General features: G+C 53.4%; 16 protein-coding genes. 12 read left to right on the forward strand and 4 right to left on the reverse strand.

Going from position 1 to position 19,231, the window contains the following annotated elements; translation table 11 throughout:
* Nucleotides 1-104 precede the first annotated feature (104 nt).
* Nucleotides 105-2,390 carry a bifunctional 23S rRNA (guanine(2069)-N(7))-methyltransferase RlmK/23S rRNA (guanine(2445)-N(2))-methyltransferase RlmL gene (rlmKL, locus tag AC5L4R_RS01820; protein ID WP_494472095.1) on the reverse strand — a complete coding sequence of 762 codons (2,286 nt, stop codon included), beginning with the start codon at nucleotides 2,388-2,390 and terminating at the stop codon, nucleotides 105-107.
* 325 nt (nucleotides 2,391-2,715) lie between these two features.
* Between rlmKL and pheA the strand changes: the two genes are divergently transcribed.
* From pheA to AC5L4R_RS01865, 9 genes are all read left to right on the forward strand, one after another.
* Nucleotides 2,716-3,858 carry a prephenate dehydratase gene (gene pheA / locus AC5L4R_RS01825; RefSeq protein ID WP_494472096.1) on the forward strand — a complete coding sequence of 381 codons (1,143 nt, stop codon included), beginning with the start codon at nucleotides 2,716-2,718 and terminating at the stop codon, nucleotides 3,856-3,858.
* A 29-nt stretch (nucleotides 3,859-3,887) separates the two neighbouring features.
* Entirely contained in the window at nucleotides 3,888-4,373 is a 486-nt protein-coding gene (locus AC5L4R_RS01830; RefSeq protein WP_494472097.1) for a DUF924 family protein, read from the forward strand.
* A gap of 39 nt (nucleotides 4,374-4,412) precedes the next feature.
* Nucleotides 4,413-5,342 (forward strand): RNA-guided endonuclease InsQ/TnpB family protein, encoded by a 930-nt coding sequence (locus AC5L4R_RS01835; protein ID WP_494472098.1) that lies wholly within the window; start codon nucleotides 4,413-4,415, stop codon nucleotides 5,340-5,342.
* Nucleotides 5,343-5,663: 321 nt separating this feature from the next.
* Nucleotides 5,664-5,852: a DUF924 family protein gene (locus AC5L4R_RS01840; protein ID WP_494472099.1), complete on the forward strand. Its 189-nt coding sequence runs from the start codon at nucleotides 5,664-5,666 to the stop codon at nucleotides 5,850-5,852.
* A gap of 289 nt (nucleotides 5,853-6,141) precedes the next feature.
* Nucleotides 6,142-7,272 carry a histidinol-phosphate transaminase gene (gene hisC / locus AC5L4R_RS01845; RefSeq protein WP_494472100.1) on the forward strand — a complete coding sequence of 377 codons (1,131 nt, stop codon included), beginning with the start codon at nucleotides 6,142-6,144 and terminating at the stop codon, nucleotides 7,270-7,272.
* 64 nt (nucleotides 7,273-7,336) lie between these two features.
* Complete coding sequence (locus tag AC5L4R_RS01850; protein ID WP_494472101.1) at nucleotides 7,337-9,592, forward strand: bifunctional prephenate dehydrogenase/3-phosphoshikimate 1-carboxyvinyltransferase; 2,256 nt, start codon at nucleotides 7,337-7,339, stop codon at nucleotides 9,590-9,592.
* Nucleotides 9,593-9,820: 228 nt separating this feature from the next.
* Nucleotides 9,821-10,759 carry an EamA family transporter RarD gene (rarD, locus tag AC5L4R_RS01855; RefSeq protein WP_494472102.1) on the forward strand — a complete coding sequence of 313 codons (939 nt, stop codon included), beginning with the start codon at nucleotides 9,821-9,823 and terminating at the stop codon, nucleotides 10,757-10,759.
* A 32-nt stretch (nucleotides 10,760-10,791) separates the two neighbouring features.
* A complete protein-coding gene (gene folB, locus AC5L4R_RS01860) occupies nucleotides 10,792-11,175 on the forward strand; it encodes a dihydroneopterin aldolase (RefSeq protein WP_494472103.1) in 384 nt (127 codons plus the stop codon).
* Nucleotides 11,176-11,178: 3 nt separating this feature from the next.
* Nucleotides 11,179-11,733: a hypothetical protein gene (locus tag AC5L4R_RS01865; RefSeq protein ID WP_494472104.1), complete on the forward strand. Its 555-nt coding sequence runs from the start codon at nucleotides 11,179-11,181 to the stop codon at nucleotides 11,731-11,733.
* Here AC5L4R_RS01865 and AC5L4R_RS01870 read toward each other — a convergent pair.
* Nucleotides 11,730-13,526, reverse strand: a complete 1,797-nt coding sequence (locus AC5L4R_RS01870) for a sigma 54-interacting transcriptional regulator (protein WP_494472105.1) — start codon at nucleotides 13,524-13,526, stop codon at nucleotides 11,730-11,732. The genes AC5L4R_RS01865 and AC5L4R_RS01870 overlap by 4 nt on opposite strands.
* Before the next feature lie 217 nt (nucleotides 13,527-13,743).
* Here AC5L4R_RS01870 and yejB point away from each other — a divergent pair, with 217 nt between their 5' ends.
* The 3 genes from yejB to AC5L4R_RS01885 are packed head-to-tail and all read left to right on the forward strand — an operon-like array spanning nucleotide 13,744 to nucleotide 16,557.
* Nucleotides 13,744-14,793, forward strand: coding sequence for a microcin C ABC transporter permease YejB (gene yejB / locus AC5L4R_RS01875; protein WP_494472106.1), 1,050 nt, complete (start codon nucleotides 13,744-13,746; stop codon nucleotides 14,791-14,793).
* Nucleotides 14,794-14,815: 22 nt separating this feature from the next.
* The gene (locus tag AC5L4R_RS01880; RefSeq protein WP_494472107.1) at nucleotides 14,816-15,838 is read left to right on the forward strand and encodes an ABC transporter permease; all 1,023 of its coding nucleotides are present in this window, start codon (nucleotides 14,816-14,818) and stop codon (nucleotides 15,836-15,838) included.
* Nucleotides 15,839-15,867: 29 nt separating this feature from the next.
* A complete protein-coding gene (locus tag AC5L4R_RS01885) occupies nucleotides 15,868-16,557 on the forward strand; it encodes an MOSC domain-containing protein (RefSeq protein WP_494472108.1) in 690 nt (229 codons plus the stop codon).
* Nucleotides 16,558-16,572: 15 nt separating this feature from the next.
* Here AC5L4R_RS01885 and AC5L4R_RS01890 read toward each other — a convergent pair whose 3' ends face one another.
* Nucleotides 16,573-17,775 (reverse strand): TerD family protein, encoded by a 1,203-nt coding sequence (locus AC5L4R_RS01890; protein ID WP_494472109.1) that lies wholly within the window; start codon nucleotides 17,773-17,775, stop codon nucleotides 16,573-16,575.
* 49 nt (nucleotides 17,776-17,824) lie between these two features.
* The gene (locus AC5L4R_RS01895) at nucleotides 17,825-18,898 is read right to left on the reverse strand and encodes a helix-turn-helix transcriptional regulator (protein ID WP_494472110.1); all 1,074 of its coding nucleotides are present in this window, start codon (nucleotides 18,896-18,898) and stop codon (nucleotides 17,825-17,827) included.
* Nucleotides 18,899-19,231 lie beyond the last annotated feature (333 nt).

Below are 19,231 nucleotides of genomic sequence, written 5' to 3' on the forward strand. Positions count from 1 at the left end.
ATTGTAGCACCCTGTGCGCGTGGCTAAAAGCTATTTAGCGGCATTTTTGTGCCAAAGTTTATGCAAAAAAGTTACCACCCTGCCAACCGCTGTTTATTGGTCGGTTAGGACGCAGGCTTATGGCGCAATGCCCACGCGCGGTGAATCGGGCGTTTGACATCAAAATCAAAGCCAATCGTGCGGTAGGTCAGCTCTTCAACAGCATAGCGCGCGCTTAACGTATCATCCAGCACAAATTTGCTAAAGTTATTGGAAAAATACACCACACCGTCAGCACTCAAGCGGTTCATCGCGCGGTTGATTAATGCGGCGTGGTCGCGCTGCACATCAAACGTGCCTTTGAATTTTTTTGAATTGGAAAACGTTGGCGGGTCAATAAAAATCACATCGTATTGTTCGCTGTGGTTTTTGAGCCAGTCAAACACATCGGCGGCGATGAACTGATACGCTTCGTTTTCGGCCAAGCCATTGAGGGCAAAGTTTTTGCGCCCCCAGTCCAAATAATTTTGCGATAAATCCACACTCACCACGTGCTTGCCACCGCCCAATGCCGCATGCACGCTTGCACTGGCGGTGTAGGCAAACAGATTGAGCACGCGTTTGCCGCGCGCGCTGTCAGCAATCAGCTGGCGCATAGGGCGATGGTCAAGGAACAAGCCTGTGTCCAAATAGTCGCTAAAATTGACCAAAAAATACGCTGTTTGTCCGCCCGTTGTTGGCTCGCTGACGACAAAAAACTTGCCTGTGTTGTTCTTTTTGTCGTACTGCTCATTGCCCGATTGGCGCGCGCGTGTTTTGATAAACGTCTGCTCACGGTTTACGCCCAAGACCTCACGAATACCCACCAACGCCAAATTAAAACGCGTTTTGGCAACCTGCGCGTCGATGGATTTGGGCGCGGCATACTCTTGCACGTGGACAAAATTGCCATACACATCGACGGCAACTTTAAAATCGGGCAAATCTGCGTCATAAATGCGCAAATTGGTCACACCTTGTTTGAGCGCGGTTTTTTTGAGATTGGCCAAGTTTTTTTGCAAACGATTGACAAAATCTTGCGCGCCCTCAAGCGTGACCGCGCGTTTTTGGTAAGTGTCAATGAGGCTGGGCGCAGGCTGGGTGTTAAGCTGGCCTGAGCGAAAATATACCGTCAAAGCACCGTTGTGACAGCGCAAGGTCTGTGGGTCAAGCAGTGGCAAGGTGTCCGCGTGCTCAACCTTGCCTGCCAAGACACCCACCGTGACGCGGTGCGCGTCGTCGGCAAAAATCTGTTGCAACCGCTTGCCAAAACCTTGATACAACGGCTTAATCAGCGGTTCATCGCCAAGGCGTTCGCCGTAGGGGGGGTTGGTGATGATAAGCGGCTGCTGCCAGTCGGTTGGGCGGCGGCCATGGCCTGCGGCGGCATCCAGCGCGCGCGGCAGGCTTGCCAACGCACGCTGCTGCAAGGTGATGTGCGCCAGCAATGCGCCAAGCCCTGCTGCCATCAGGTTTTTGTGGGTTGCCTTGATGGCTTGCGCGTCGGCATCTAGCCCAATGACGCTAAAACGCCCTGCCGCCAAGTCCTCACGCACACGCGCCAACCCATCGCCAAAACGTTGGCTTGCGTCATTGACCAACTGCTGCCACAGCGTGTCGTCGTGCGCTTGCCAGGCATAAAAACCAAACTGACGCTCGGCTTTATCCAGCCCCACAGCGTAATCGGCACGCATCAGCAACGCCTCAATCAGCAACGTCCCTGAGCCACACATCGGGTCTATCAGCGCGTCATACGCAGCTTGGTGAAAATCAACGCTATACAGCAACGCGGCGGCAAGGTTTTCTTTTAGCGGTGCATCCGTCATGGCCGCGCGGTAGCCACGGCGGTGCAAACTGCTACCCGACAGATCCAGCGCCAACTCGGCGGATTTTTCGCCCACTTGCGCGACAATAGCAAAATCGGGCTGTTTATCAACATTTGGGCGGCGACCCACGCGCGCATTAAACTGGTCGGCAATCGCGTCTTTGATACGCAGCATCGCAAACTGCTGATTGGCAGTAACGCGCTTATCCAATGACAAACGAATGGCAAAGGTTTGTTCAACACCAAACCACGCCGACCAATCCACCGTGCCAGCAAATTGATACAGCTGCTCGGCAACATCACCGTCTTGAATCGGTGTTTGCGCCAGTGGCAGCAGCACACGCGAAGCCACGCGTGACCACAAGCACACGCGGTAGATATCAGCTAAGCTCAAATCGGCGCTAAGTCGCCCCGTACGCGCAACCGCTGCGTTGATATCAAGGCTGGCAAGCTCACGCACCAGCGGCTGCTCTAGCCCATCGGCACAGGTGATGATGATGGGCCAACGCTTGGCGGTTGGGTGGGATAAGGGGGCGGTATCGGTCATAACATTCGCTTAGCGGCTGGGCGTAAAAACTGTTAAATTCAAATAAAAGACAGCGATTATAACACGTTATCAAGCCCTTGCGCAGATTAAATGGGCGGTTTAAAGCGTGGTGCAGGGGCGAGACAGGCAAGGCATTTGGTGGGGTCGGTGTTGGGGAGCAATTAAACATTAGCGCAAGCTTAAATAGTGTGCTAGTATTCGGCTTGATTAGGCGCTGACCGCGCACGCATGGTATTTTTTTAAATGAATATCCTCTAACGAAAAATTGGTATCGTTTTTTAATTTTAACACGTTTAATTTGAACACTGCGAAAACAAAACCGACCATGAGCCAAACCGAATCCAACGTTCCAAACACCAGCCAACCCCAAATTCATAGCCAAGCGCAGCCGCAAGATTTGGCCAAATTGCGCCAGCAAATTGACGCGATTGATGCCGACATTCAAACGCTGATTAATCGCCGTGCGCGCCTTGCCATTGACGTGGCGCATATCAAAAAACAACACGATGAGTCACCGATTTTTTACCGTCCCGAGCGTGAAGCACAAGTTTTAAGCCATGTCATGGCGCGCAACACAGGGCCGCTACCTGCCGATAAAATGGCGCGGCTGTTTCGTGAAATCATGTCCGCGTGCCTAGACCTTGAAGCACCGCAAAAAATCGCTTATTTGGGGCCAGCAGGCACATTTACCCACGCGGCTGCGCTCAAGCATTTTGGCAAGGCTGCCACCACCATGCCCTTGGCAACGATTGGCGATGTGTTTCGAGAGGTTGAGTCGGGTGCGGCGATGTATGGCGTTGTGCCTGTCGAAAATTCGTCTGAAGGCGTGGTCAATCACACATTGGACGGTTTTTTAACGTCAGAATTGCATATCATCGGTGAGGTTGAGCTGCCGATTCACCACCAGTTTTTGGTCGCTGAGCATACCAAAGTGGCAGGACTGTCCAAAATTTATGCGCATCAGCAAGCATTGGCGCAATGTCGGCAATGGCTTGATACCCACTACCCAAATGTTGAGCGCGTGGCACTGTCGAGCAATGGTGAGGCGGCAAGGCGGCTCAAAAGCGAGTGGCATTCTGCCGCCATTGCAGGGGAGGTCGCCGCCAGCGAGTATGGACTACACAAGCTATATGAAAACATCGAGGACAACCCTGCCAACACCACGCGGTTTTTGATGATCGGGCGTGAGCGGGTCGCGCCATCGGGGCAGGATAAGACCTCAATTTTGGTGTCTGCCAAAGACCAAGCAGGTGCGCTGATTCAGATTTTGCAGCCGCTTGCCAAGCATGGCGTATCGATGACCAGTATCGAGACGCGCCCTGAGCGTCCCAACAAGTGGGCGTATGTGTTTTTTATTGATATGTTAGGGCACAGTGAAGACGCGGCATTGCAGGCGGCGTTGGATGAAATTCGCCCCAATGTCAAGGATTTGCGCGTGTTGGGGTCATACCCCAAAGCGGTTTTGTAAGTCTATCAAAGGCGATAAGAGACCAAACGATGGCAAACACATCCCCCCTTGCGACACAATATGACGCACAAAATACGGGCAAAACCGACACACAACATAAGGCGCAAACGGTGTTGCAGGTTTGGTTTGACCCAAAAACCCAGCCGCTGTGGTTTGCCAAAGATGCCGATTTTGATGCCCGTTTGACCGCGCAGTTTTTGCCCACGCTTAAGGCCGCCATGCGCGGTGAGCTGTACACGTGGCGCGATAGTGCGCGTGGACGATTGGCAGAAATCATCGTGCTTGACCAGTTTTCACGCAATATCTACCGCGACACGCCGCAAGCCTTTGCTCAAGACGGCATGGCGTTGGTGTTGGCGCAAGCCTTGGTGCAGCAATCCGATTTTGCCACGCTCAAGCAAGCAGAGCGCAATTTTGCCTTGATGCCGTTTATCCTCCGTTGCCGTAAAACCACCGACTTTAGGCATAGGATTAAGGCAACACGGGAACTAAAAATTATACACGAATTTTTTTAGCGTGGTGTGTTTTACTACAAAACTTGTTAAAATAACCCCATGAAAACACTCAAGCTACGCATACGCGACAAACACACCGACCAACTTAACCGCCTAAGCGGTTCGATTAATTTTGTGTGGAACTACGTCAATGACTTGAGCCTGCAATACCTTAAACGCACAGGCAAGTTCCTATCCGCTTATGATTTAAACAAATACACCAAAGGCAGCAGCGAACACCTAAATCTACACAGCCAAACCATCCAAGCCATCAACGAAACCCACGCCAAATCGCGTCGCCAATTTAAAAAAGCCAAACTAAATTGGCGCACCAACAACCCCAAGGCTAAGCGTAAATCACTGGGTTGGCTACCCTTTAAACACAGTGCCATCAAACACCTAGCCACCAGACAAACAGGCAAAAAAGGCTTAAAAACCACCTTACAGCTTAGCCTAGCCAAAGGGCAAAAACTTATCCTTGACCTATGGGACAGCTACAACCTAAGCCTATACCAAATTAACACCTGTGAAATCGTACAAGACAGCCGTAACCGATGGTATGCCTGTATCACCGTCAAAGACTACCCCAAACAACCATGTGGGGCAGGTAGCGTCGGCATTGATTTAGGCTTAAAAGACAGTGCTACCGCCTCAAATGGCGACAAGCTACAAATCAAGCAAACGCTTAAATATGCCAAAGATTTAGCCACCGCCCAACGTGCCAACAACAAACAGCGTGTCAAGGCAATCCATGCCAAAATCAAAAACACACGCCAAGACCTGATACATAAATTCACCTCCCGATTAGTCAAAGACAATGCCCTAATCGTGGTCGGTGATATTAAAACTACCCAATTTAACAGTAAACAAGGCAAACTAGCCAAGTCGGTTTACGATGCAGGTTGGTTTGAACTCAAACGCCAACTGACCTACAAATGCGAGCACGCAGGTTGCCGTTTTGAAATCGTGAATGAACGATACATTACCTGAGGACGGCACTAGCGAAGCACCGCTTCGCCCGTCCGCAAGACAAGGGCTATGCCCGCCGTGACGTGCTCGTGCTGCGGCGATATGTCCAGTAGTCCGAAAGGTAGAGCAGGTTTGCGAATAAGAGATGAGAACGGATAAGCAAAGCACTGCTTTGCCCGTTCGCAAGACAAGAGCTATGCTCGCAGTAGACTTGTGCAAAGTGTGGCACATGGCATGATAGAGATATCAATGCCAGTCGGAACATTCTTGCGGCAGGTCTAACCGTCTGGGAGCAGGAATCCCCGAACGATAGGGAGGGAGGAAGTCAAGCACGCCGAATCTTTGGCGATTCACACAGCCGCCCAGCCGTTGTTTGACCAGTATGCTGATGCCAGCACGCAAGACTACGAGCACAGACACCGCGCCATCATCGCACGCTTTGGGCGGTGTCCGCATCGCAACGCGGTGTTGGGGCGCACGTCAAGCGCGCAGGAGTTGGAATTTTTGCAGCAGCCTGATTCGTCATTTTAGCTGAGGCTTGGGGGCAAATTGGGCGACCATGGGTGCGCTAAAAGAGGGTGGGCTAAAAGATTGGCGTTGGCTTGTCGTGCGTGCATTATGCGCCACGGGTCAGCGTTGTTTGGGTAGAGATATAGGCAGCCTCGTGTTATGATGATTAAGGTCGCCATCTGTGTGGCTGATACGCTTAGGCCTTGTGCTGTGTCAAGGATCGCTGTTTTAGATTGGGGTTACTCGAGGTTGCAAGGATTGCCCACCAAACCCGACGGTTTGACGATGGGCGTATGTCAGAAGGTAGTTTATGTCAGCTGTACACTCAAATTTGTCACCACCTGATTTATCGCGTCCCGATTTGCCAAATTTAGATGCTTTGCAAGTGTATCAGGCGGATGTGACGCGTGAGCATATCATCCATAAATACGGTGTGCAGGCGGATGATATCGTTAAATTATCCAGTAATGAAAATCCGCTGGGTTGTTCGCCACATGTGACGCTGGCGGTGGCATTGCAGTTGGGCGCGCTGTCACGTTATCCCGACGGGGCAGGTGTGACGTTGCGGCGGCAATTGGGTGATTTTCATGGCGTTAGCGCTGATTGTGTGACACTGGCAAACGGGGCGCAGGATTTGCTGGCGTTGCTTGCGGCAGCGACGGTGAGCGCAAACCCGCATGGGCGATTGGTGTATGCCGAGTACGCGCTGTCGGATTATCAGTTGGCAAGTTTGAACCTAACGCGCCAAGCGGTGTGTATGCCTGCGGTGCAATACGGGCATGACCTTGCCGCGATGGCGCAGGTGGTGAACGCCACCTCTGGGTGTCGGCTGGTCATGTTGGCAAACCCCAACAACCCAACGGGTACACTGCTGACAGCAGAGGCGATTGCCAAGTTTGTCGCACGCGTGCCGCCATCGGTGTTGGTGGTGATTGATGAGGCGTATATCGAGTTTGCGCCCAACCAAACCAGCATACGCTTGACACAAACTTATGATAACGTGGTGATTTTACGCACGTTTTCTAAGGCGTATGGGCTGGCTGGGCTTAAAATCGGCTACGCGGTCAGCTCGCTTGCGCTTGCTGAGCTGCTTAAACTGTCGCGCCAAGCGATGGGGGCGAACGTGCTGGCATTGGCGGCGGCGCAAGCGGCGTTGGCAGACCAAGCGTTTTTGGCAGAGTATGTGGCGTTTAATGCCGAGCAGCGGCAAGCGTTGTACAAAGGTTTGGACAGTTTAGGCATTGAGTTTGTGCCGTCGGTGGCAAATTTTGTCATGGTCAATGTGGGCGATGGCCAAGCGGTGTACCAAGCGTTGCTTGAGCAAGGCATCGTGGTGCGTGTGCTGAGTGGTTATGGATTGGGCGCGTGGATTCGCGTTAGCGTCGGTTTGCCTGAGGAGAACAACCGCTTTTTGGATACGTTGGCGCAAGTTTTGGCGTAGGGGCTGGTTGTTACGTGGTGTTGAGCGTTAAAAAATTAACGGGGTTAGGTGGTCATTGGCGGTGATGTTTGCAAAAACCTGTATTATCGGGTTGGGTCTTATGGGGGCAAGTGTTGCCCAAGCCATGCGCGAGCGCGGTTTAAGCCAGCAAATCGTCGCGTTTGATACCCATGCTGCGACCTTGACGCAAGCCCAGCGGCTTGGCGTGATTGATACAGGGTTTACAACGCTTGCGCAGGCACTGACAGGCTGTGATGGGGTGGTGATTGCCGTGCCTGTCGGTGCGATGGCAGGCGTGTTGGACACGCTGGCGCAAGCCTTGGCGGCAGGGGTGTTGCCCGATGACTGCGTGATAACCGATGTGGGGAGCACCAAAGCAGGCGTGGTGGCAGCAGCGCAAACGGTACGCGCGGCGCATGGAATTGCGTTTGGGCAGTTTGTGCCTGCGCATCCGATTGCAGGCGCGGAAAAATCGGGCTTGCTGGCGCGTAACGGACAGCTGTTTGTCCATCATCAAGTCATCGTTTGTCCAACCGCATTTAGCGATACCGCAGCCGTGGCAAAGGTTACCGCGCTATGGCAGGCGCTGGGTGCGCACGTTAGTGTGATGGACGCGGTACGCCACGATGAGGTGCTGGCGCATACCAGCCATTTGCCGCATTTGCTCGCCTTTGCGCTGGTCAATCAGCTTGCCGCGCACGATGACAATTTGGATATTTTTCGCTACGCGGCTGGCGGTTTTCGTGATTTTAGCCGTATTGCCGCCAGTGACCCGATCATGTGGCATGACATTTTTTTTGCCAACAAGGCTGCGCTATTGGCAGGGATTGCGGATTATGAAGCCCAGCTTATGCGGCTAAAACACCAACTTTTGACTGACGATAGCCCCGCGCTGTTGGCGGATTTACGCGCCGCTCGCCATGCCCGCCGCCATTTTGGGCATATGCTTGCCAGCGCCCAACACAGGAATGACCCAACCATGAGCCAACCGACCCAACGTTATTGCATCGCGCCTGCTGAGCGCTTTACTGGCACGTACACCGTGGCAGGGGATAAGTCGATTTCGCACCGCGCGATTATGCTGGGTTCTTTGGCCGTCGGCACTACGACGGTGACGGGATTTTTGGAAGGCGAAGATGCGCTGGCAACGCTACAAGCGTTTGTTGAGATGGGTGTCCATATCACCCGTGATGGCGATAAAGTCACTATCGAGGGCGTGGGTATGCACGGTTTAAAAGCGCCTGCCAAACCGCTGGATATGGGCAATTCTGGCACTAGCACGCGCCTGCTGGCAGGGATTTTGGCAGCGCAAGCGTTTGATAGCGTGTTGATTGGTGATGCCAGCTTGTCCAAACGCCCGATGGAGCGTGTGGCAGCGCCGCTACGCCAAATGGGCGCAAGCCTGCAGACCACGGGTGAAAAAGGCACACCGCCCATTAGCATCACAGGCGGCAAGCCACTGCGCGGCATTGATTATGCCATGCCGATGGCATCAGCGCAGGTCAAGTCATGTTTGCTATTGGCAGGTTTGTACGCGCAAGGCAGTACGACGGTCAGTGAGCCTGAAGTCACCCGTGACCACACCGAGCGTATGTTGCGCGCGTTTGGTTATCCTGTCGAGCAAGACGGCAACCGCATCACCGTGCACGGCGGCGGCACTTTGACGGCGTGTGATTTGGCCGTGCCTGCCGATATTTCAAGCGCGGCGTTTTTTATGGTGGCTGCTAGCATCGCACCGCATGGTGACATCACCTTGCCGCATGTGGGCATCAATCCAACGCGCACGGGTGTGATTGATATTTTGCGCTTGATGGGCGCGGATATTAGCCTAACCAACACGCGCGACGTGGGCGGCGAGCCTGTTGCAGATATCGTGGTTAAAGCCGCGCCGTTGCAGGGTATTGAAATTCCCCAACACCTTGTGCCACTGGCGATTGATGAATTTCCTGCCTTGTTTGTCGCGGCAAGCTGTGCTGAGGGCGAAACGGTATTGCGCGGCGCGGCAGAACTACGCGTCAAAGAATCCGACCGCATCGCTGTCATGGCAGATGGCTTGCAGACGCTTGGCGTGGATTGTACTGTGCTGGATGATGGCATTCGTATCACAGGCAAAGGCACAGCGCGGCATGTGTTTGGCGGTGGTGACATCAACAGTCATCATGATCACCGCATTGCCATGAGCTTTGCGGTGGCAAGCTTACGCGCATCAGCCACCATCACGATACATGGCACCGAAACGGTCAATACCAGCTTCCCCAATTTTGCCCAGTTGGTCAGCCAAGCAGGCCTTAATGTGAGGGTTGAGCAAGATAACGCTTAGCGATGGCGTATTGCCCAAACGCGTGTTTGCCAAAAATTGTTTGGGTAAAAAACGCTCGCTATGCTGGCCAAGTCACTCGGCTGCTTGGGTTGGATTTGCCGATGATTGCATTTTGGCTCAGGTATCGCTGCCTAACGCACCAGATAGACCACCGATTGCCTAGCCACGCGTAAGCCAAAAACGCATAACCAAAATTGACTGTTAAAAACGTTGCTGTAAATTGTAAACATGTCCGCGTCACCCACTCACGACCCTGCTAAGACACCCAGCCAACCCGTTAAAGCGGCCACCAGCGTTGTCACCACACCGCGCGGTGTTGCCACCGCGTTGGGCGCGTACACCTTGTGGGGCTTTTTTCCGCTGTATTTTAAACAGCTTGCCAATTATGATGCCGTTGAAATCATCGGGCATCGGGTGGTTTGGTCATTTGTTTTTGTGCTGCTGTTTCTTGTTGTACGGCGGCATTGGCAATGGCTGAGCATTGTGCGTCGTGAGCCTAAGTGGCTGCTGTACACGTTGATATCGGGCACGATTATTGCGACCAACTGGCTGGTGTATGTTTGGGCGGTCAATCACAACCACATGCTTGAGGCAAGTTTGGGTTATTTTATCAGCCCGTTGGCAGGCGTGTTGTTGGCGTTGGTGGTGTTGCAAGAGCGGCTGCGCCCTTTGCAATGGCTGGCGATTGGTTTGGCATTGGTTGGTGTGGGCGTGCAGGTGCTGCTACTGGGCAAGTTGCCGTGGGTGTCGCTGCTACTGGCGGCGACGTTTTCGGTCTATGGGCTGATGCACCGCCGTACGCCACTTGATGCGCTGTCGGCGATGTTTATTGAAACCGCCCTGCTTGTGCCCGTGTGTGTGGCGTGGTTTTGGCAGGCGGATGTCGCTAGCAGTCATTGGGCGTTTTGGGTGTCGCCCAGTATTTGGCTGCTGATGTTGGCAGGGCCAATTACCCTAATTCCGCTGTTGATGTACAACAAATCGACCAAAATGGTGGCGTTTAGCCTGTTAAGTTTTTTAAATTACCTGTCACCCACGATTGTGTTTTTGCTGGCGGTATGGGTCTATCATGAGGCGTTTGATAGCAGTCGGTTGATGACGTTTGGCTGTATTTGGCTCGGATTGGTATTTTTTAGCTATGATTTATTGCGACAGCGCAAGCGTTAAGCAGATTGATAAGATAAAGGATAATATAACCCATGGAACAACACGAGGCGAATGCGGTGGATGTGGTGTTTATCCACGGCTTGCAGGTGGATGCTGTGATTGGCGTGTACGAATGGGAGCAGCAAATCACCCAGCCGCTGATATTTGATATCGAGATGACGGCCGACCAGCGGCAGGCGGCGGCAAGTGATGACATCGCGGCGGCGATAAATTATAAAACCGTCAGCGAGCGCGTGGCGCAGGTATGCCGTGAGCAGCGCGTGGCGTTGATTGAGCGTTTGGCGCAGCTGGTGGCAGAGATGATTTTGGCAGAGTTTGCCCCCGACAGCGTGACGGTGACGCTATATAAACCAACGGCGGTTAAGGAGGCGCGTCACGTTGGGGTCAAAATCACCCGTTGGCGCGCGAATCACTAGCCGATGACAGCCGCGGTTATTTTATCCAGCGATATGGTGGATGGCGCGGTGTTGTCGCTGGCAAGCAATGTTGCGCCCGATGTGCACCTGCCTGCCTGCCGACAATCGCTTGCCGATATTGGTCGGGTTACGCTAAGCGCGGTAAACCAAAACGCCTGTCAGTTTGCAGATAACCATGCGCCCAAACAGCATGCCGCCGTACAAATCGCGCCGTATCACAACCAAATTGCGGTGGTGATGCTCAACCATGCTATGCCGTATGCCAAGCTGTGGCAGCTGAGCAAACAGCTTGAGCGTGACAACGGCAGGCAGGCATGTACCAAGCCCAATGTCACGTTGGATGTTGATATTTTGGCGGTACGATTGGCGGCTGAGCAAATCAGTTTGCCACCTATCGTTTTGCCAGCAGCAGCCCGTGAAGCTGCCATTCAACGCGGCGATTGGCAACTGCTGGCGCGGCGGTTGCCTTTGGCAAGCTATGATAGGGCAGGGCTTGCCAGCTTGCCAGCACCTTGGGCGCAAACGCTACAAGCGTGGTTTGACGCTGCAACTGCCTAATCGTCATCACCCTCGCTTTCAATGCCCAATTTTTTTAGCCGATAGCGCAGCGAGCGAAACGTCATATTGAGCAGCTTGGCGGCTTGGGTTTTGTTGCCACCGCTTTGGTTGAGCGCAGCCAAGATAAGCTGGCGTTCTTGTTGCAACAAATACGCTTCCAAACCTTCACTGGGCAAGTCGCTATTGTCGCTGGTATAGGCTAGCTGCCCACACGCCAAGGCTTCAGGCATTGCGGTTATATCCGCAAGGCTTGTTGTCGCATGGCCGCTTGCCGAGGGTGGGTCAAAATCGTGTTGGGTCAAATCTGCTGGCGCAGAATAGGTGCTATCGGGTTGTGCGCTTGTCGGTCCTGTGTCTGCATCGGTGGGCGGTGCGGCAGGTTTGGTTTGTGCTGGCAAAACGCTGGCGGCAAGCGTTTTGGGCGTTAAATGCACGGTGGGGTTAAACGCGGTTTGCTGATAGCTGGTGCTGACGGTGGTTTTGGGGCTTTGATGAGAACTGGGGCTAGGGTTGGGCGTGAGATTAGGCTTGCCGTCGGTTGGCGCAGGGTTAGAGTCAGGGTCAGGGTCAGGCGTTACGGCAGGCAGGCCCGCTTTTGTCTGTGCGTCTGTGTCTTGACTTGCCGTAAGCTCCATTGGCGTAAGCTGCAAATGCGCCACATCAATCACCGCGCTATCAGCAAGCGTCACCGCACGCTCTAAAATATTGCGCAATTCACGCACATTGCCCAAATAGCGATGGTTAAGCAGCGCGTGTTTTGCCGCATCGGTCAGCACAGGCTGGCTATCAAGCTGCCAGTCGGCACGGATTTGCGCCAAAAAATGCTCAGCAAGTAGCAAAATATCGTCGCTGCGTTGGTTCAGACTTGGCAGGCGCACCTCAATGACGTGAATGCGGTAATATAAATCTTGCCGAAACTCACCAGCCTCAACCAGTTTGGCAAGGTTTTTGTGCGTGGCGGATAACAGGCGGATATCGACGGCGACCTCTTGCGTGCCGCCGATGGGGCGCACCTTTTTTTCTTGAATCGCGCGTAACAGCTTGACCTGCATGGCAAGCGGCAAATCAGCGACTTCATCCAAAAACAGCGTGCCGCCATTGGCTTGCTGAAACAGACCGTCTTTGTCCGCCGTCGCGCCCGTAAAGCTGCCTTTTTTGTGCCCAAAAAACTCGCTTTCCATAAGCTCAGCAGGAATCGCGCCGCAGTTTACGGGGACAAAGCTGGCTTGGCTGCGTGGGCTAAGCTCATGAATCAGCCGCGCGACGACCTCTTTGCCCGTGCCCGATTCGCCCCACAAAAACACGGGCGCTTGGCTGCGTGCCAATTTTTGGATGGTGTGTTTAAGCTGCACAATCGCGGCCGATTGCCCAATAAGCTTGCCTGCAAACAAATCAGGTGGCGTGCTGGCGTTGGTTTGGGCGTTGGCATCGGCAGCGGCTTTGAGCGCGTTTTCGACCAACTGGCGCAGGCGCGGCAGCTCAAGCGGTTTATTGACAAAATCAAACGCGCCAAGCTTTAACGCCTCAATCGCCAAATCCATATTGCCATGCGCGGTGATGACAGCAACGGGCGTGTTGGGATAATGCTGGCTAATTTGCTTGACAATATCAAGCCCTGAGCCGTCGGGCAGGCGCAAATCAGTCAAGCAAAAATCAAACGTTTGCTCGGCAAGTAAGGCGTTGGCGGCGGCGATGTCGTAGGCAATACGCGCCTCGATGTCCATGCGTTTGAGTGTCATTTGCATCAGCCGACACAAGTCCACTTCATCATCCACAATCAACGCCAATGGCATACACACCTCTTACTACTGCTTGGATGGGGCGCGGTTTTGGCGGTGCATTGCACCCAGCCCACGCGCCAAAATGTTGCTTATTTTTTAAGTTATTTTAGCATAAGGTGACAAAAATTGTCAGTTTGCTTATCCCATCAAAATCACCGATGGCGTATGTGGTTTTAAGCGGATTTAAAAACCTGTTACAATGCAGTTTTAGCCCCGTGATGTGTTGCCTATGCTAAGCTATATCATCAAACGCCTGCTACTCATCGTACCGACGTTGTTTTTGATTTTGCTGACCAATTTTGTCATTGTGCAAGCTGCCCCCGGCGGGCCGGTTGAGCAAAAAATTGCCCAAGTTGAGGCGGCACAAAAAACGGGCGCGACACAAACCCAACTTGCCACAACGACCTATCAAGGCAGCCGTGGGTTATCGCCACAGATGGTGGAGGCGATTAAAGCGCAATACGGCTTTGACAAACCTGCGCCCGAGCGTTTTTGGCACATGCTGCGCCAGTACGCGCAGTTGGATTTTGGTGAGTCGTTTTTTAAGGGGCAACCTGTCACCGCCTTGATTTGGCAAAAGCTGCCGGTGTCAATATCGTTGGGGCTGTGGTCTACGTTGCTGATTTATGCCGTGTCCATACCGCTGGGGATTTATAAAGCGGTGCACCACCAAGGGCGTATTGACAAGCTCTCAGCGCTGCTGCTGGCGGTGGGCTATGCGGTGCCTGTGTTTGTGCTGGCGGTGGTGCTGTTGGTGTTGTTTGCAGGGGGCAGTTTTTGGCAGATATTTCCGCTACAGGGCTTGCATGCTGAGCATGCGGCGCAGCTGCCACTGTGGGCGCGCATCAAGGATTATTTTTGGCATTTGGTGTTGCCGCTGACGGCAAGCACGGTGGGCGGCTTTGCAGGGCTTACGTATCTGACCAAGTTTAGTTTTTTAGAGGAGCTTGGCAAGCCGTATGTGCTGACCGCGCGTAGCAAAGGTGTGAGCGAACGCCGCGTTTTGTACGGGCATGTGTTTGCCAATGCCATGTTGATTATGCTTGCAGGCTTACCTGCGGCGATAGTTGGCATGTTTTTTGGCAGCAATTTTTTGGTTGAGGTGATTTTTAACCTTGATGGGTTGGGGCGGCTTGGGTTTGAGGCGATTGTGCAGCGCGATTACCCCGTGATTTTTGGCACGTTGTTTATTTTTACGTTGCTTGGGTTGGTGTTGCAGTTGGTCAGCGATATCATGTATCAGCTGATTGACCCACGGATTGATTTTGATAGCCAGTAATGTTTTGTAAAAAGGATGGCGTGTGCGGCGATTTTCACCGATTTGGCAACAGCGATTGGCACGACTGCGGCGTAACCGTGTGGGTTGGGTGTCGTTGTGGCTGTTTGCGCTGATTTTTGCGGTGTGTTTGGGCGCAAATTTGCTGGCCAATGACCAGCCGCTGTGGGTCAAATATGACGGGCGTTATTATTTTCCTGTCCTAAAGACCTACCCTGAAACCACGTTTGGCGGCGTGTTTGAGACCGCGACCAACTACCAAGACCCTGCCGTGCAAGCGCTTATCAATGAGCGCGGCTATTTACAGATGCCACCCATTGCTTATGCCGACCAAACGCCTGCGGTGTCGCGCCTTGAGCCGTATCCTGCGCCGCCCAACGCGCAAAACTGGCTGGGCACGGATGACCAAGGGCGCGATGTGCTGGCACGGGTGTTGTATGGGCTGCGCGTGTCGTTGCTGTTTGGGTTGGCGCTGACGCTGGTAGGTTCGCTGATTGGCATTGCCATCGGCGCGTTGCAGGGTTACTATGGCGGCAAGGTGGATTTGTTTGGGCAGCGGCTGCTTGAGGTGTGGGGCGGCTTACCGCAGCTGTTTATGATGATGATTTTGGTTAGCTTATTTAGCCCAAGCGTGTATTGGCTGTTTGCGCTGATGTTGTTGTTTGGATGGCAAGCGCTGGTGGGGTTGGTGCGGGCTGAATTTTTGCGCGCGCGTAATTTTGATTATGTGCTGGCCGCACGGGCGTTGGGCGCGTCGGATTATGCCATCATGCGTCGCCACATTTTGCCCAATGCCATGTCGTCAAGTTTGTCGCAGTTACCGTTTATTTTGACCGCCAACATCACCGCGCTGACCACACTGGATTATTTGGGTTATGGCTTGCCAGCAGGATCGCCGTCGCTGGGTGAGCTCATTGCGCAGGGCAAAAATAACCTTGATGCGCCGTGGCTGGCGTTGGCAGGGTTTTTTAGCCTGACGTTGGTGCTGTCGCTGCTGATTTTTATTGGTGAGGCATTGCGCGATGCGTTTGACCCACGCACGCCATAAAAATTTAAGCAAAATCAGAGGATTAAAAAATGCAAAATAACCAAAATCTACCACATTTGGTCGGCACATTGCAGGAGGTGCGCGCAGGCAAGGCGGATTATTTTGCCCGTGATAAGCTCAGCGCGATTAACAAATACCCTGTCACAGGCGAGGTTGGGGTGAATTATTTGGGCCTTGTGACCGATGAGCAAGCCGACCGCAAGCATCACGGCGGTCACCTCAAAGCCGTGCACCAAATGCCCGTGACAACCTACGCCAAAATCAACGCAGCATTTGATATGGATGTTGCCGTGGGTACGCTGGGCGAAAACTTGACCGTCATCACACCCGATGAGCCCATGCAAGAGCGCAACGTCTGCATTGGCGATGTGTACCGTTTTGGTGAGGATGACGCAAGTAGCGTCAAATTGCGCATCGTACAGCCGCGCCGCCCCTGTTTTAAAATCAATGATCAGCTTGGGCGTTATGAGGTGGCCTCGTTTATCAGCCAGCAGGGCATCGCAGGCTGGTATTTTCAAGTGGCGCAAGCTGGCAAGTTGTCGGCAGGTTTGCCCGTGTATCTGGTCGCGCGTCCGTATGCGTTTGCCGATTTGGCGACGCTGTGGCAGCTTGCCAACCAAACGGGTAAGCTGCCTGCCGATGTCGTCGAGCGTTGGCTGGCGATTGATTGCCTAGAGAACAGTTGGAGGGCAATGTTGGCCAAAAAATGCGCGCGCTAAATGGTCATCAAGCCATTATTTTGCTGCGCGTACCAAATGCTCGCTGACCGCGTGCTCAAGTGAGACTTTTTTGCTGATTTTAAGCGGTAAATTCTCCTGACGAAACCGCCAGCTATCGGCCGAACGGCTTAACGTCGCTAGCCACAACGCGCGGCATTCAGTAGGCAGACGCGTCAAATCAACGCTGCTAATCTCGTTGCCCTCATCGTCGGCAAGCTGACAGCGGCCGCTGTGCGCTTGTGCCAGTCCATAATCGCCATAACTTGACACCACAAACACCAGCTGAAACACCGCAGGCGCGATGCGTGGCAGCAAAATCGCCATGCGCTCTTGATGGCTGCCGTTGTCGGGGATAAAACGGGTGCGCTCATCGGCTTTGAGGGTGTCATCTGGCCGTGGGTCGGATGGGGGCGCGTCGCCAAGGAGTTCATCGCCCAAATAGCGCACCGCCTCGGTGTGGTCGCGGACATTTTTAAACCACACACGCTCGATGACCTCGCCATAACGGTTGCATAGCAGGCATGACAAGTCCAAATCCACCGTTTGTGTGGTATGTTTTAAACCAAAAAACTTGGATTGACGGATGTGGGTGCGTTGCCATGCGACGGTCAAAAGCCATTGCTTAAGCGTAACCCCGATGTGCTCAATGGGCTGGCCGCGTGCGTCGGCAATTTTTTGCGGGTCGCCAAGCACCCGCTGATGGCTGTTTGCCAAAATACTGGCATCGGTGATGGCATCGGCTTTGTGGGTTTTGACCAAATGCTCATCGCTGGCAAGCCCATCACCGATAAACGCGCTTGGCGGCTGAGTGGGGATAAAGCGGGTATGTGTTGGCGTGTCAGTCGGTGTGGGGGTAAGTCGTTCGGTGCTTAGCGGCTCGGCAAGCGCATTGTGTAGCACAGGCTCAGGCAGTGGCTGGCTGACGGGCAGGGTGCTGGGCTTAACGGGCGTGGCAAACGTGGTCTCATCGCGCAAATCGCTGTACACAATGTCAGGCGGCGCAGGAATAAACGATGGCGTGACGGTCGGCGCAGGCGTGCTGTCAGGCTCGGTTTTGGGTTTTGAGGTTTTGACCAAAGTTTCGCCTTCGGTGATCGCTTGTGTTTTTGCCTGTAGCGGATCTGGCTGATTGACGTGACTTGGTTGGTCTTGGTTTAAATTTTCGTCGCTTAACTCTTTGTCGTTTGCGTCTTTTGTGTGTCGGTCGTTTGCGTTCATCGTCTATGCTCTATTTGTTAAAAAATTTTAACATCAATCCTAAAACTGGTTAGTCGTCAGTTACTGTGGCTGATGCTTGATTGACATCCGTCTCACGCACCGCCGCTGCCAAAATCGGCGGCTCGATATGGCGCAAGCCCTTACCAAAACCGCGCAGCCACCAAACCAGCTGCGATGTCAAATTGACCGTTGCAGCCACGTGTAAGCCTGCATTGTCCTCCCACGTGCGTTGGTCGGTGCTAAGCGCGCTTTCTAGCAAGCTTGTACCTGCCGTGGGCGCAAAAATCAAATGCACCGCCACGCTTGGTGGCTCGTTGCGGCTATTATCGCCCGTTGGGCTGGCGGTTTTGAGCTGCTCAAACAACGGAAACGCAAACCCCATCGCGCCTGAGTTTAGATAGTCATCAAGATTAAAATGCTCAGGCAGCGTGGCAGGCTGATCGCTGACGTGCGCGCTGTCAAAACGGTGCAGGGCAAAATAGCGGATATCAGCGGGGGCTTTGTCTTGGCGGCTGGCAAGCAGGTAAATCACCACACCGCGCTGCACGATCGCCAAAGGATTGAGCACGTATTCGCTGGCTTGCTCGCGGCCGCGTGCCTTATAACAGGCAACCAACTGGCGATTTTGAAACAGCGCGTCGTATACCGCCTCTTTTGCCTCACGCTTGACCGCAGGCGCGATCAACGGCTGATTGGCGGACAAAATCCGCACGCGATCAAGCCATGTATTTGCCACCTTGCTGTCTTTGAGCTGGCGGCTTGCCAAGTCAAACCACGGCATCAGCTCATCAAGCACCGCAGGCGGCAGCAGGTGGGTGAGGTTGTCTTTGACCATGCTAAACGCCACCGCTTGCGATAGCGTCATGTGTGGCAAGCTTTGTAGCGGCGCGTCCTCACGCCAACGCCAGCCTTGTGGGTTGGTGTGGTTTTTTTCTATCGGAAAACGCTCAGCAAGGGCATTTAGGTCGCGCTGAATGGTACGCAGGCTGATATCAAAGCCCATCAAATCCAGCTGTTCTTTGATATGCGCCGTACCCAGCCAACGTTTACGGTCAAGTTGGGACAAAATTTGCCATTGGCGCGCGGTGGTCGCGGTGGCGTTGTTGTCTTGCGCTTTGCTCATGGGATGATGGTTTAGTTTTCTAAATTAAAGTTTTTAAAAGTAACGGCAAAATTCGGCAACGATGGGTTATTGTACGGGGTTATTATAAGTCAGAATATGTCGTGCGTCATCCGTCATCCTGCGGCGGATTTGTAACTTTACTTAAACCTAAACCATTAAAAAATTTTACAAGTGATTGATTGGGACAAAATGGGCGGTTAGCGTGGTTGGGGCGAATTAAGCTGTGATTTTGATTGGGCGTTGTTTGGCGTTACCACCACGCCACACCGCCCAATCCGCCGATAAAATCGCTTATGCTGGCGGCTGGATTTTGCTATAATCGGCGCCAATTAA

Source organism: Faucicola sp. SE7633, from assembly GCF_059264685.1.

Bases quoted from the DNA above. Each gene is read 5' to 3' on its own strand.
- rlmKL (WP_494472095.1), bottom strand. From the start codon at position 2,390: ATGACCGATACCGCCCCCTTATCCCACCCAACCGCCAAGCGTTGGCCC.
- pheA (WP_494472096.1), top strand. From the start codon at position 2,716: ATGAGCCAAACCGAATCCAACGTTCCAAACACCAGCCAACCCCAAATT.
- AC5L4R_RS01830 (WP_494472097.1), top strand. From the start codon at position 3,888: ATGGCAAACACATCCCCCCTTGCGACACAATATGACGCACAAAATACG.
- AC5L4R_RS01835 (WP_494472098.1), top strand. From the start codon at position 4,413: ATGAAAACACTCAAGCTACGCATACGCGACAAACACACCGACCAACTT.
- hisC (WP_494472100.1), top strand. From the start codon at position 6,142: ATGTCAGCTGTACACTCAAATTTGTCACCACCTGATTTATCGCGTCCC.
- AC5L4R_RS01850 (WP_494472101.1), top strand. From the start codon at position 7,337: ATGTTTGCAAAAACCTGTATTATCGGGTTGGGTCTTATGGGGGCAAGT.
- rarD (WP_494472102.1), top strand. From the start codon at position 9,821: ATGTCCGCGTCACCCACTCACGACCCTGCTAAGACACCCAGCCAACCC.
- folB (WP_494472103.1), top strand. From the start codon at position 10,792: ATGGAACAACACGAGGCGAATGCGGTGGATGTGGTGTTTATCCACGGC.
- AC5L4R_RS01865 (WP_494472104.1), top strand. From the start codon at position 11,179: ATGACAGCCGCGGTTATTTTATCCAGCGATATGGTGGATGGCGCGGTG.
- AC5L4R_RS01870 (WP_494472105.1), bottom strand. From the start codon at position 13,526: ATGCCATTGGCGTTGATTGTGGATGATGAAGTGGACTTGTGTCGGCTG.
- yejB (WP_494472106.1), top strand. From the start codon at position 13,744: ATGCTAAGCTATATCATCAAACGCCTGCTACTCATCGTACCGACGTTG.
- AC5L4R_RS01885 (WP_494472108.1), top strand. From the start codon at position 15,868: ATGCAAAATAACCAAAATCTACCACATTTGGTCGGCACATTGCAGGAG.
- AC5L4R_RS01890 (WP_494472109.1), bottom strand. From the start codon at position 17,775: ATGAACGCAAACGACCGACACACAAAAGACGCAAACGACAAAGAGTTA.
- AC5L4R_RS01895 (WP_494472110.1), bottom strand. From the start codon at position 18,898: ATGAGCAAAGCGCAAGACAACAACGCCACCGCGACCACCGCGCGCCAA.